The following is a 13,604-nucleotide window of genomic DNA, read 5'->3' as shown; positions in this document are numbered from 1 at the left end:
CGTGGCGCTTGCGCTTTTCGGTTGTCTAGCTACAGCGTCCAGCTAGCAAACTTTCGGTGCCTTCCTACGATAAGTCAACATCGATTCACCCTTCGGGTTCATCGTGTTTCCTTTATCTCCTCAGGCCCCTAAAAAGTTTGTACGTCGCTAAACGGGCGCTTGCGCTTTTCGGTTAATCCATAATAATATTTAATTTTTTTCTAAGTTTTTCTTCACTATAAATCCATCCAGTATAGGAAGTAAGGATTTGTAGATCAGCATCTAAATGAACGATGGCTACAAACGGGTAATGTCCATTACTCCTATACCGTAAATCGATAAAACGAACTTCTTTATAATCGTCGAATTCTTTAATTTCCCAACGATACACAGGGGAGAAAGATAAGAAAGCTGAAACATTTTTATCCCGTTTTGCAGCTTCAATTTCTGGCGTTTCCGGCACAGGAATCCGGTTGAATTTATCAAAGATGGTAATCGAACGTTTAAACGCTCGGCCAACGTAGAAAAAATCTTTTGAAATCACAGCTAATCGCCATTGATTAAAATGCATCGTAGGTGCGATAATAATTTGTTCAGCATCTGGAATGGTTTTTAATACGGCTGACTTTACGACTTTCTGCATAATGAACCGTAGGATATAGTAAAAAAAGACAACAACGTATAGTGTTAAAAACGTATAGCCAGGTGCTGCTCCTAATGCCCAAATGAAAATAGCTAAAACATGTAGTCCGAAGATAATGGGATCGAACGTGTTAATGACCCCCAAGGCAACCCAATTTGCTGAGAAAGGCCTTAACGCCTGAGTCCCATAGGCATTGAAAATATCAACAAACACATGTAAAAAAACAGCTACGAAGGACCAAAGCCATAAATGAAATAAATTGGCCCCCGGGAAAATTAAGGCAACCAAGGCCGTTACAACAAGCGGCCAAAATAAAATAGCAGGAATAGAGTGGGTTACCCCACGGTGATTCCTTATATAAACGGCATTATTACGTAGTTTTAAAAAGGTATCAATATCAGGTATTTGCGATCCAATGATGGCCGCTACTAAAACACTGTGAGTATTGGCGGTGCTTTCAGCAACAACAGGATCTAGGGTAGCGAGCCCACCAATCGCAACACCCATGGCAATATGAGTGGCAGTATCCAATCTAAATCCTCCTAAGAAAAGGGTGTTAATGATTTTCGGTTTCTTATTTTTAATCATATTTTAAAAAATTATATTATGCAATACGGCACATGATGTCCAATCATTTATATAATTCCCTAAAGGGAGTATAAATTAACATGTAGGAGCGTTAAATATGGGAGAATCTAAGTTAGATCATGATAAAATGGATATTCAACAATTTCGTGAAGATTTGTTGAATTGGTTTGTACGGGAGCAACGTGATCTTCCATGGCGAAAAGATAATCAGCCATATAAAGTATGGGTATCCGAAATTATGTTACAACAAACAAGGGTAGACACAGTCATTCCTTATTTTGAACGGTTTATGGAAGAATTCCCCGATATGGAAGCATTTGCTGCTGCAGATGATGAATCTGTTCTAAAAATATGGGAGGGTCTTGGATACTATTCCCGTGTTCGAAATTTACATTCAGCCGTGAAAGAAGTGGTGGAACATTACGATGGGAAAGTGCCAGATACCCGAGAAGAAATTTCAAAATTAAAAGGCGTCGGTCCATATACGGCGGGTGCAATTCTAAGTATCGCTTATGGAAAGCCTGAGCCAGCAGTAGACGGAAATGTCATGCGTGTATTATCTAGAATCTTATTAATTGAAGAGGATATAGCCAAACCTTCGACAAGAAAAGTATTTGAAGCAGCCGTTCGGACTTTAATAGATCCTGCCAACCCTTCGTACTTCAATCAAGCTTTAATGGAATTAGGAGCGCTTATCTGTACGCCAACATCTCCAGCATGCCTGCTTTGTCCGGTGAGAGAGCATTGTAAAGGATATGCTAACGGCAAAGAACAAGTGCTACCAGTCAAGACGCGAAAAAAATCAGTGAAACATCTTTCGTTGCTATCGGCTGTATTGAAAACAGCAGATAATCTTTATCTCATTCGCAAAAGACCTAATGAAGGCCTGCTAGCGAATCTTTGGGAATTTCCTACAGTGGAAGTAGCTACTAGTAAGCAATATTCTACCCAAAGACAAGTATTATCCCGTTATTTGGAGAAGGAATATGAAACAAATATTCAGCTTGAAACAGGAACTTTTACCCATGTTGATCATATTTTTTCTCATTTAACATGGTCGATGGATGTTTTTGCAGGCGAAATCAGCAAAACATTGAATCATCAGGATGAAGTTCGACTTGTAACACAGGAGGAGCTTGAAACTCTTGCATTCCCAGTACCCCATCAAAAAATTTGGAAAGCTTATAAAGAGATATACGCCATGAATAAATAATTTAATTATGATTCATTGTTCAAAGAACCGCATCAAGGTAAAATATACATAAGAAAAAGAAAGGTAGATGAAAAATGAATAAAGTAGCACTTGTCACCGGAAGTAGTCGCGGTGTAGGAAAAGCAACCGCAATTGCCCTCGCAAAACTAGGATATGATATTGTAGTAAACTATGCACGTAGTAAAAATAAGGCTATGGAAACCGCGGAGGAAATCGAGAAAATAGGCAGAAAAGCTCTCCTTGTTCGCGCGAATATAGGCGATGTTGAGAAAATTAAAGCCATGTTTGCCACGATTGATCAAGAATTTGGAAGACTAGATGTATTAATTAATAACGCAGCTTCCGGTGTTATGCGGCCCGTAATGGAAATCGAAGAGACGCACTGGAATTGGACAATGAATATTAATGGAAAAGGAGTTCTTTTCTGCGCCCAAGAAGCAGCAAAATTAATGGAGAAAACAGGAGGGGGCAAAATTGTTAGTTTGAGCTCCCTAGGCTCCATTCGTTATTTAGAGAATTATACAAATGTTGGAGTATCGAAAGCTGCCGTGGAGTCACTTACAAGATATTTGGCTGTTGAATTAGCTCCTAAAAACATTGTCGTGAACGCTGTATCAGGAGGAGCGATTGATACAGATGCTTTAAAACATTTCCCAAATCGTGAAGAATTATTAGAGGATGCGAAAAAACATACACCTGCGGGACGAATGGTCGAAATCGATGATATTGTAAAAACCGTTTTATTCCTTGTATCGGATGACGCCTGGATGATAAGAGGCCAAACGATTATTGTGGACGGCGGACGGTCCATTCTTGTTTAATCTAGCTCCCACTAAGTGTTAGCCAGCAACTATTGTTAGAAAATTACTTTTTTATTTTTTTGGAATTAAAATTTCACGTTTGGTTACATTAACAAACGTGGAGGTGATACCATTGGCTAACAAAAAATCTCAAGCAGGAACTAACGTTGAGAAAGTAAGACAACAAAACGCTCAATCCACTGGTGCTGGTGCACAAGGAAATTACGGTACTGAATTCGGTAGTGAAACAGATGTACAATCTGTAAAAGAGCGAAACAAAAAAGCTGAACAAAACAAAGCGAAAAACGCTGGAAACTTCGGACAACAATAATGTAAGCCAATAAGGGTCTAACTTTCATGTTGAAAGTTAGACCCTTATTCGATTGTATAATGGAAATGATAAAACGGATTGGTTTTAAATAAGAAAGAAAAACGTTATAATAAAAGTATTTAGAACTAATCAAGGATACGATTGGATAGGGAGAGAAAGTAGGAGAAATCAATGCAAATTCCAGTTGAAGGAGAGAATATACAAATACATAGTTATAAGCATGATGGTCATTTACACCGCGTCTGGGAAGAAACGAAAGTGTTAAAAGCAAATAGTCATTTGCTTATTGGTGGAAATGACCATACTTTAGTAACGGAATCGGATGGAAGAACATGGATCACCCGTGAACCAGCTATTACCTATTTTCATACAGATTTATGGTTCAACATTATCGGTATGATCAGAGACGATGGCATTTATTATTACTGTAATCTAGGATCTCCGTTTGTTGTGGATGTAGAGGCATTAAAATATATTGATTATGATCTGGATATAAAGGTATTTCCAGATATGACGTATTCACTTCTAGATGAGGATGAATACGAATATAATCGATTACATATGGGGTATCCCGAAGAGATTGACCATATCTTAAAAAGAAATATGGAAAAGCTTATCTTTTGGATTAGGCAAAGGAAAGGCCCGTTCGCAGCTGATTTTATAGATGTTTGGTATGACCGTTATTTAAGTTACAGAGGCTAGGCTAGGAGTGGATTTTTGGTTGGGAGTTATAAGAAGATATTTAAAATTTGTTAAACCTTATCGTTGGAGAATATTTTGGACACTTATTATTGGAGTAATCAAATTCGCAATTCCCCTTCTCATTCCTATGTTAATGAAGTATGTCATAGATGACGTCATTAGTGTGGAAGATATGACTGCAGCGGAAAAAACCACTCGTTTATTTTGGACGATGGGCATCATGTTCATCCTTTTTATTGTCATAAGACCACCTGTAGAATACTTCAGACAATATTTTGCACAGTGGACAGCTAATAAAGTTTTATATGACATACGAGATCGGTTATTTACGCATATTCAGAAATTAAGTTTTAAATTTTATTCCAATACGCGAGCAGGAGAAATTATTTCCAGGGTCATTAATGATGTGGAGCAAACGAAGGATTTTGTAATCACTGGACTAATGAATCTTTGGCTTGATGCGGCAACAGTTCTTATTGCGATTGGGATCATGGTATCCCTCGATGTTCCCTTAACACTTGTTTCCTTAGCCGTTTTTCCATTCTACATTATATCTGTTCGTTACTTCTTTGGAAATTTGCGAAAGCTTACACGTCAACGTTCCCAAGCCCTTGCACAAGTCCAAAGTTACTTGCATGAAAGAGTTGCGGGCATGTCGCTCATCAAGAGTTTTGCGATCGAAGACCATGAGCAAAAGCGATTTGATCAAAACAATCGCCATTTCCTAAACAAAGCTTTAATTCATACAAGTTGGACAGCAAAGGCCTTTTCCGTTGTCAACACCATTACCGATTTAGCCCCATTAATTGTCATTACATATTCGGGATATCAGGTGATCAATGGAAATCTGTCTATTGGGACTTTGGTGGCTTTTATGGGATATGTCGAAAGATTGTATAATCCGTTAAGACGCTTGGTGAATTCATCCACAACCCTTACCCAAGCCATTGCTTCTATGGATCGGGTGTTTCAATTAGCGGATGAAAAATATGACATCGAGGATGCACCTAATGCGATTGAACCGAAGCAAGTAAGGGGTGATATTCAATTCGATCAAGTTACTTTTGCTTATGATGAAAAAGAAAAACCTGTCTTAGAAAATATCAATTTACAAGTACAAGCTGGAGAAACGATTGCATTTGTTGGCATGAGTGGAGGAGGAAAATCAACACTTGTTAGTTTAATTCCGCGATTCTATGATGTCAGTTCTGGAAGAGTGTTATTAGATGGTCGAGATATCCGCCAGTTAAAGGTTCGCAGTTTAAGAGATAAAATTGGAATGGTTCTGCAAGACAATATTTTATTCAGTGAGTCTGTGAAAGCAAATATATTGCTAGGAAAACCTGATGCGACAGATGAAGAAGTGTATCGAGCCGCCAAAGCCGCGAATGCCCATGATTTTATTATGAATCTCTCGAAAGGCTATGATACTACGGTTGGTGAGAGAGGGGTTAAGCTGTCGGGTGGGCAAAAGCAAAGGATTGCCATTGCAAGAGTCTTTCTTAAGAATCCACCACTCTTAATATTGGATGAAGCCACTTCAGCACTAGACCTTGAAAGTGAACACTTGATTCAGGAAGCTCTGGACGTATTAGCCAAGGATCGAACGACATTTATAATTGCTCACCGTCTGTCCACGATTACACACGCGGATCGAATTGTACTAATCGAACATGGCCGAATAACGGAAATCGGAACACATGAGGAATTAATGCAAAAACAAGGAAACTACTATCGATTATTTGAGGTACAACAATTGGGTGTTTAACATTATTGAATATTTAGACAGTCTAAATAAAATATAAAAAAGATGTGGCTTAAAAATGGGCCACATCTTTTTACTTTGTAAAAACAGCGTCTTTCTTATGATACAGTTGGAAAGAACGGATTAACCGATCCAAGTGTTCAAGTTGTTCTTCATACTCAAGTAAAGCAGAGAAAAAATGAATAAGATGATAAGGTTGATACTCATTATACTCGTCATCTTTTTTTACTTCTTTTATAAAGCGATCAAATAGCTGGCTGATTTCCACATTTTCATCTTGAAAGGGATCCAGTTCAATTTCTTGGCGGACTCTGCCCATAAATTTCATTAACAACTGTTCATGATAACTTAATAAGAAATCAAGTCTTCTACGCGTATGAACTTGTAAATCCTCGGGTAATTGATATAACACATTTTCATATTTATGCTGTAACTTTAAAATGGCTAAGCTATTTTGATTCACATAAATCATTTGCCGATAAATGACAAGTTTTCTTGCTTTGGAATACTCACTTCTCCGAAAATATTTTCTTTCTTCCTTGTACATGGAATACAGTTGGTTATTTGCAGCAGAACGTTCTTTTAATTTGGCTAGGTCTTTTTTTAAAAGACCTTCTTCGGAAGCAAAGCGAGTGGATAATCGCGTCCATTTAATAATATCCTCGGTCACAGCAGAAATGCTTTCGAAAAGTTTTGTCTCATACTTCGGTGGTAGAAAAACTAGATTGACAATAAATGATGATACAATTCCCAGAAAGATCGAACCTGAACGCAATAAGGCCACTTGGAGAAAATCATCCGTGGGGGCTGCCATTACTGCCACGATTGTCACAAGAGCAAGACGGATCGCATTTTCAAGTTTGAATTTAACCATAAGGCCTATGGCCACAACAGCAGCCAAGCCAATCACTAAAATATGATTTCCTAAAGCGAGTACGAAGCCGATAGCTAAGACGGCTCCAAGTATATTTCCCTGTATTTGTTCAATAACGGTTAAATAAGACCGATAAATCGTTGGTTGTATGGCAAAAATAGCCGCAATTCCAACAAAAGCAGGTGTTGGTATATGGAAAAGCTCTGCGATCAATAAAGCCAAAATGATGGCTATTCCCGTTTTTAACATGCGGGCACCAAGCTTCATAGACATTTTCCTTTCCTTAGATGATAAAAAATAGATTTGCGCTAATGCTAGGTAGCGTTTAAATGCCTCGTTAAACAGCCGTCCTGAGTATTTTCGATCACTAAAATTATGAATGGGCAAGCTGTTCAAATGATCGTTCTACAGCGATTATAGTCTCCTCAATGTCTTGCTTTGTATGAGCGATCGTAATAAACCAAGCTTCATACTTAGATGGAGCAAGGTTAATACCGTGATGAAGAATTTGCTTGAAGAATCGAGCGAAAAGTTCTCCATCCGTATTCTCCGCTTGATTATAGTTTATAACCTTTTCCTTTGTAAAATAAAGCGTTAGGGCCCCTTTTAAACGATTAATGGAAACGGGAATGTTATATTTGTTGGCCGCGTCTAAAATGCCTTTCTCTAGAAGGGCACCTAACTGATCAAGTTGTTCATACACCCCTTCTTCTTGTAAAACTTCTAAACAGGCAATTCCCGATAACATGGAAGCCGGATTTCCAGCCATAGTACCTGCTTGATAGGCTGGACCAAGCGGGGCAACCTTCTCCATAATCTCCTTCTTTCCGCCGTAGGCACCGATCGGAAGGCCGCCACCGATAATTTTACCAAGCGCTGTTAAATCTGGGGTGACACCAAGTAAATCCTGAGCACCACCATACATAAAACGGAAAGCAGTGATTACTTCATCAAAGATTAATAAAGCTCCAGCTTCGTGTGTTAACTTTTTTACTTCCTCTAAATAACCAGGGAAAGGTTCAACGATTCCAAAATTCCCCACAATGGGTTCAGTTAAAACAGCCGCAATTTCAGGACCCCATTTTTCGATAGCATCCCGGAATGCTTCGATATCATTATAAGGAACGGTAATGACTTCCTTTGCAATGCTTTGTGGTACCCCGGCTGAATCAGGCATACCTAGTTGAGATGGACCGGAGCCAGCTGCAACCAAAACAAGGTCGGAATGGCCATGATAACAACCAGCAAATTTTAAAATTTTATCCCTACCAGTATAGGCTCTCGCTACACGGATCGTCGTCATCACAGCTTCCGTACCGGAATTAACAAATCGAACTTTATCAAGCGATGGAATAGCCTCTTTTATCATTTTTGCAAATTTCACTTCATGAGGGGTGGGAGTTCCGTATAATACGCCAGTTTCGGCGGCTTTTTTAATCGCATCTGTAATATGTGGATGAGCATGGCCTGTAATAATAGGTCCGTAAGCCCCCAAATAGTCAATATAGCGATTCCCATCTACATCATATAAATACGCTCCATCTCCTTTTTCCATGACAACCGGGGCTCCACCTCCGACAGCTTTATAAGAACGAGACGGACTGTTTACTCCTCCAACAATATGGTCCATTGCTTCTTTTTGAATAATTTCTGATTGTGCAAAATTCATCTTCAAGACTCCTTTATTCGGTGTATAAAAAATAGGGATTTTAGTTGAAATAAAAGCTTTAATTCATTAAATCCACAGGCTTCTATTATTGTAGACTTTCTGGAGAATCTGCGCAATGAAAGGGAATCAAGACATTTCTTATGTTCTATTCAGATTTTTTCCATCGTAACATATAGAACAGAAAGGAAAAGGTGATTTCGATGTGGTATATCATCTTCTTTGCGGTGATTATTTGTATTCTTTTCGCCTTAAGATTGTTGTTTATCCCGAATCGTTTTAAGTACAAGCAAGTTTCCTTTGAAAATTTCGCCTTTTTAGGCTGTACATATGCGGTGATTATGATTGGTTTTGGCCTGCTCTTTCTTTTATTGGAAATTAAAGGCTGGACGGTCATTATTGATACGTCACTTCACGAATCAAGTAGTTGGAATGAGCGCTTATCTTCGGCTTTATATTTAAGTGCAATTACCCTATTTTCAGTCGGCTATGGGGATGTCGTGCCGATTGGAATTGGACGACTATTTGTAATGATTGAGGCTTTACTTGGCTATACAATTCCCGCCGCATTTGTTGTACGAACTTTTATAGATTATGGACCTCCTAAATGACCAAATATTTGAATTCCAGTCTGTTTTTTTGTACGCTTAATGAAATGTTGAATATAGGAGGACTTGTTTATGCCTGTAACAGTGAATGAAATGGTACCAGATTTTCAACTCCAAGCGAGTAACGGGGAAATGGTAAACCTGTCAGATTTTCGGGGGAAAAAACATGTTGTTTTATATTTTTATCCAAAAGATATGACCCCTGGCTGTACGACAGAAGCCTGCGATTTTCGAGACCATCATTAAGATTTCTCCAAGTTAGATGCCGTGATCTTGGGCGTGAGTCCAGATCCACTTGAGAAGCATGAGAAATTCATTGATAAGCATGGATTACCATTTTTACTGCTTGTTGATAATGAACACGTAGTAGCTGAGAAATTTGGTGTGTGGAAACATAAGAAAATGTTCGGTAAGGAATTTATGGGCATCGAGCGATCAACATTTATTATTGACAAAGAGGGCAAACTTGCCAAAGAATGGCGTAAAGTTAAAGTCAGCGGGCATGTGAAAGAAGCGTTAGATTTTATTCAAACAAACTTATCGTAAATATTAAAGTGATATGTGGTGAAAATAATGGCCTATTTTTCGAAAAAGCCGGCTGTTGTCCATTCTAAATGAGTATCCCTGCATAAAGTAAAGTAGGGCATACCTCCTCATTGCATATAGATTTTTTTCGGGCTGATTCATTTCAGCCCACTTTTTTGTTTTAAGTTTACTCATGAATGTAAAGTGGGGGAATACAATGAAGATATATACAAAGACAGGTGACAAAGGAACAACATCATTAGTGTATGGAACGCGAATTTCTAAGCACGATATTCGAGTTGATGCATATGGAACATGTGATGAGGCCAATTCAATGATTGGACTGGCTCTAAGCTATCTTCATGATGTGGAAAACGAGGAAGTTAATAACCTTAGAGAAAGTTTCCATAAAATCCAAACGATGCTTTTTCATGTAGGTGCAGAGTTATCTACACCACCAGAAAAAGAAGTGGCATGGAAAGTCTTGGAAAAAGATGTGGTGGAATTGGAAACGTTGATTGATCAGTGGGAAGAAAAAATACCACCCCTTAAAAATTTCATTTTGCCAGGAGGACATCCCGCTGGTGCTACTTTACATACGGCAAGAACCGTTGTACGGAGGGCGGAAAGGTTGGCGGTTGCAGTGGAACTTCGAAATGAATTCGTACTTCCGTATTTAAACCGACTTTCCGATTTATTATTTGTAGCTGCTCGGTATGTGAATCATATATTGGGTTACGAAGAAATGAAACTTCATGATTAATTGGATGCATTGACGTATTGAATATTTTTTAGTAAACTTAATTATAAGAATTATAAATAGATAATCAATTTTAAGTTAGAAAAGAGGTGCATGACGGTGTCAGAACATCAATTAAAAGAAGCAATCCACACATTAAAAGAAACAGGAGTTCGAATCACTCCTCAGCGTCATGCGATTTTGGAGTTTCTTGTTCAATCGATGTCACACCCAACTGCAGATGAAATTTATAAGTCGCTTGAAGGTAAATTCCCAAACATGAGCGTTGCAACAGTATATAATAACTTACGTGTTTTTCGTGAAGCTGGCTTAGTGAAGGAGCTTACGTATGGGGATGCCTCAAGTAGATTTGATTTTGTAACATCTGACCATTACCACGCTATTTGTGAGCATTGTGGTAAAATTGTTGATTTTCATTATCCAGGACTAGATGATGTAGAGCAATTAGCTGCACATGTCACTGGCTTTGAAGTTGGCTCACATAGAATGGAAATTTACGGTGTTTGTCCCGACTGTCGTGATAAAAAGACACATTGATAAATCCGCATATGAATCAAAAATAGCAACCTAATGAATAATAGGTTGCTATTTTTGATGTTACTTATTCCTGCGCCAACTGGTGTTTCTTCGCAAGTTCACCTTCTTTATGGAAACGGCTATAACATATGAGGAAAACAACATAGGCCATAAAGCTAAAGATCATAAGAAAAGTGACCGGCATATAGGATAAGACAACGACCATTAGCCCTATAAAAATAATCGATAAAAGAGTAGTTGGGAAATATTTTATCGAAAAGAAGAATGAATTTTTAATGGCCGCCCATAGAGTTAATTTATAATGCACGATCATCGGGAAAATATAGATAAAGGTTAACGTTCCAATCAGGGCAATTAAAAATAATGAGGCCAGCAAAAGGTTTTGCATCACATTGCCTAAAGTACTGATTAGCATAAAATCAATATAGAAGACATAGGAAAAAACAAAAACAATAATCCCTAAAATGAAGCTTTGTTTAAAATTATCTTTGAAGAAACGAAAAAAAGGAACAAAGACGGCTGAATCTTTCTTCATCACAAATTGTCGAACCACTCCGAACATCGCAGCCGTTGCTGGGAAAATCGTAATGATTGGAAGACACATAATAAACCAAAGGATGTTTAAAAGGAAGAAAAAAGATACCGTTTCCAAAATGCTGTATAATCTGCTGTTTAAAATATTCAATGTCTCACCAACTATCTATTAAATTGATTTTCTTCATTATAACATGAAAATAGCATTTCTGGAACGAAGATTTCGGAAAATGCAGTTCTTAATCTAGCAAGTCTTATTAATAAAGAAAAAGAGGGTGTAAACCCCCCACTACTTATTGTTTACTTTTCCGATTGTATTTTTCATCGAATTCGACACCTTCAAGATTAGGATCTATTGTTAATGGTTCACGACAATACATACACATGTCCACTCTACCTAAAATTTTTGTTGGCTTCCCACAATTAGGACAAACAACCTGAACTGCCTTAGTTGAAAGCATTCCAATCCAAAAATAGATAAAGGTACTTGCGACAATAGCGAGTAGTCCAAGCAACATAAAAATGGTCATCACCAATGGGTGGTTTTTAAAGAAAATACCTACATACATAATAATGAAACCAACAAAGATTAAACCTAACGCAAAAGAACGGATCTTATTTATTTTACTAGAATACTTTTTTGCCATTATAAGCCCTCCTGAAAATAAACTATACCATAATCAAGGGTGAACGTCCCGTTAATTACTTAAACATTCATGGCAGACAATAGAAAAATGCTTTTGAAATGAAAGAATCATTATAGGTACTTAGATTTATTTGGATTATGCTTGTTTCAATTAGAAGGAATTCATAGAAAAATGTCGAAACCTATATTTTAAATCAATCTATTTAGGGGGTAAAACAGGATGGAGGATATTTTAAGACATATATATCAAGAGCGCGCAAGCATGGAAAATTCCCTAGGGGTTTTACAAATTTATAAGAAGCCTCATATCCCTGCCATTACAAACAACTTTGATATTATCTTACTTGTGATCGTTTATGACATAGAGAAAGAACCAACAATCTTGAAGCATTATCAATTTGAGGATGTTAAAATTGCCTTGCAAATTGTTAGTGATCAGCAAGTAAAAGAATGGTTATTACTAGGAAGCAATAGAAAAATAGTGGAATGGATTCACGTTGGCAAGATTCTATTTGATAAAAACGATTATCTTTTTAATCTTCAAAATGAACTTAAAGATTTTCCAATATATGAAAGGGAAATAAAAACAGGGATTGAATTCGCTAAGTTAATTAGGAGATATTGGATGGCGAAAGGCTTCTTTGAAACGGAACAATTTATGGATGCATTTAATCATACAATCCACTCCCTGCATCATCTTGCACGCTTAGCCATTATTGAAAAAGGTTTGCACCCTGAACTCACTGTTTGGAATCAGGTAAAACAATTAGACCCAGAAATTTATAAGTTGTATGAAGAACTTACTACAAGTGAAGAACCGATCGAAAAAAGATTAGAGCTACTTTTTATCGCGAGTGAGTTTCTGATCCACTCTAGAACTTCTTCTGGGACAAAGCATTTAAAGAAAATATTAAAAATGCAGCCTGATTGGAGTATGAATGAAATCAAATCTCATCCCGACTTGACTTATTACGGGACTGATTTAAATCTAATGATTGAATACCTTGTAAATAAGGAAGTAATAGAGCCTTTACAAGTAGAATCGAAAACACCTGGACTATTCCATACAAAATATAAAATGAAATAAAATAATATTTTTGTAAAAAATCATTGACGAAGAATAAAATTCTTGTTATAGTAGTAAACGTCGCTGATGACAATAAAAAAACAGCAGACAGCAAATGAAAAATAAATCAAAAAAGTGCTTGACTTTCTAAGTTTAAAGTTGTATTATTAGAAAGTCGCTGTCAACGCGACGGCAAGAATTTGATCTTTGAAAACTGAACGAAACGAACGTCAATAAATAAATGGATAAATGGTTTTGAACCATTGCCAGCAATTGAGAAGGAAAACAAACTTCTTTCATTATATGAGAGTTTGATCCTGGCTCAGGACGAACGCTGGCGGCGTGCCTAATACATGCAAGTCGAGCG

14 protein-coding genes, 1 rRNA gene and 1 pseudogene are annotated in these 13,604 nt (G+C 37.5%); 11 read left to right on the top strand and 5 right to left on the bottom strand.

The features are described 5' to 3' along the window. Positions 1-172 precede the first annotated feature (172 nt). Positions 173-1,153 carry a metal-dependent hydrolase gene (locus tag KI363_RS10710; protein WP_158323270.1) on the bottom strand — a complete coding sequence of 327 codons (981 nt, stop codon included), beginning with the start codon at positions 1,151-1,153 and terminating at the stop codon, positions 173-175. A gap of 154 nt (positions 1,154-1,307) precedes the next feature. On the opposite strand from KI363_RS10710, the gene mutY reads away from it, so the two are divergent. The 5 genes from mutY to KI363_RS10685 all read left to right on the top strand — a co-directional run bounded on the left by mutY (position 1,308) and on the right by KI363_RS10685 (position 6,024). Next, positions 1,308-2,423: an A/G-specific adenine glycosylase gene (gene mutY / locus KI363_RS10705; RefSeq protein ID WP_158323271.1), complete on the top strand. Its 1,116-nt coding sequence runs from the start codon at positions 1,308-1,310 to the stop codon at positions 2,421-2,423. A gap of 74 nt (positions 2,424-2,497) precedes the next feature. Further along, positions 2,498-3,244, top strand: a complete 747-nt coding sequence (gene fabL / locus KI363_RS10700; RefSeq protein WP_212966302.1) for an enoyl-[acyl-carrier-protein] reductase FabL — start codon at positions 2,498-2,500, stop codon at positions 3,242-3,244. 112 nt (positions 3,245-3,356) lie between these two features. Beyond that, positions 3,357-3,554, top strand: coding sequence for a gamma-type small acid-soluble spore protein (locus KI363_RS10695; RefSeq protein ID WP_158323273.1), 198 nt, complete (start codon positions 3,357-3,359; stop codon positions 3,552-3,554). Positions 3,555-3,725: 171 nt separating this feature from the next. After that, complete coding sequence (gene ntdP / locus KI363_RS10690; protein ID WP_158323274.1) at positions 3,726-4,256, top strand: nucleoside tri-diphosphate phosphatase; 531 nt, start codon at positions 3,726-3,728, stop codon at positions 4,254-4,256. Between the two features lie 19 nt (positions 4,257-4,275). Beyond that, positions 4,276-6,024 carry an ABC transporter ATP-binding protein gene (locus KI363_RS10685; RefSeq protein ID WP_158323275.1) on the top strand — a complete coding sequence of 583 codons (1,749 nt, stop codon included), beginning with the start codon at positions 4,276-4,278 and terminating at the stop codon, positions 6,022-6,024. A 70-nt stretch (positions 6,025-6,094) separates the two neighbouring features. On the opposite strand, the gene KI363_RS10680 is transcribed toward KI363_RS10685, so the two are convergent. Both KI363_RS10680 and KI363_RS10675 read right to left on the bottom strand, forming a co-directional pair. Then, positions 6,095-7,168, bottom strand: coding sequence for an FUSC family protein (locus KI363_RS10680; protein WP_306345168.1), 1,074 nt, complete (start codon positions 7,166-7,168; stop codon positions 6,095-6,097). A 100-nt stretch (positions 7,169-7,268) separates the two neighbouring features. Next, positions 7,269-8,564 carry a glutamate-1-semialdehyde 2,1-aminomutase gene (locus KI363_RS10675; RefSeq protein WP_158323276.1) on the bottom strand — a complete coding sequence of 432 codons (1,296 nt, stop codon included), beginning with the start codon at positions 8,562-8,564 and terminating at the stop codon, positions 7,269-7,271. A gap of 200 nt (positions 8,565-8,764) precedes the next feature. Between KI363_RS10675 and KI363_RS10670 the strand changes: the two genes are divergently transcribed. The 4 genes and pseudogenes from KI363_RS10670 to perR all read left to right on the top strand — a co-directional run bounded on the left by KI363_RS10670 (position 8,765) and on the right by perR (position 10,991). After that, positions 8,765-9,172 carry a potassium channel family protein gene (locus KI363_RS10670; RefSeq protein ID WP_158323277.1) on the top strand — a complete coding sequence of 136 codons (408 nt, stop codon included), beginning with the start codon at positions 8,765-8,767 and terminating at the stop codon, positions 9,170-9,172. A 69-nt stretch (positions 9,173-9,241) separates the two neighbouring features. Beyond that, positions 9,242-9,715: pseudogene (gene bcp / locus KI363_RS10665) on the top strand (thioredoxin-dependent thiol peroxidase). Positions 9,716-9,911: 196 nt separating this feature from the next. Further along, positions 9,912-10,457, top strand: coding sequence for a cob(I)yrinic acid a,c-diamide adenosyltransferase (locus KI363_RS10660; protein WP_158323279.1), 546 nt, complete (start codon positions 9,912-9,914; stop codon positions 10,455-10,457). A 96-nt stretch (positions 10,458-10,553) separates the two neighbouring features. Next, a complete protein-coding gene (gene perR / locus KI363_RS10655; protein WP_158323280.1) occupies positions 10,554-10,991 on the top strand; it encodes a peroxide-responsive transcriptional repressor PerR in 438 nt (145 codons plus the stop codon). A gap of 64 nt (positions 10,992-11,055) precedes the next feature. Here the strand turns inward: perR and KI363_RS10650 are convergent, their stop codons facing one another. Both KI363_RS10650 and KI363_RS10645 read right to left on the bottom strand, forming a co-directional pair. Further along, positions 11,056-11,676 (bottom strand): YesL family protein, encoded by a 621-nt coding sequence (locus KI363_RS10650; protein ID WP_158323281.1) that lies wholly within the window; start codon positions 11,674-11,676, stop codon positions 11,056-11,058. A gap of 142 nt (positions 11,677-11,818) precedes the next feature. Then, on the bottom strand, positions 11,819-12,172 hold the full coding sequence (locus tag KI363_RS10645) for a YgzB family protein (RefSeq protein ID WP_158323282.1): 354 nt from the start codon (positions 12,170-12,172) through the stop codon (positions 11,819-11,821). Between the two features lie 219 nt (positions 12,173-12,391). Here KI363_RS10645 and KI363_RS10640 point away from each other — a divergent pair, with 219 nt between their 5' ends. After that, the gene (locus KI363_RS10640) at positions 12,392-13,258 is read left to right on the top strand and encodes a nucleotidyltransferase-like protein (protein WP_158323283.1); all 867 of its coding nucleotides are present in this window, start codon (positions 12,392-12,394) and stop codon (positions 13,256-13,258) included. Positions 13,259-13,536: 278 nt separating this feature from the next. Then, positions 13,537-13,604 (top strand): 16S ribosomal RNA (locus tag KI363_RS10635); the annotation flags it as partial.

Origin of the sequence: Lederbergia ruris, from assembly GCF_018332955.1 — a bacterium.
Lineage (GTDB): Bacteria > Bacillota > Bacilli > Bacillales > Bacillaceae_C > Lederbergia > Lederbergia ruris.
The sequence above is the reverse complement of the archived record's forward strand: the minus strand, read 5'-3'. Positions and strand labels throughout refer to the sequence as shown.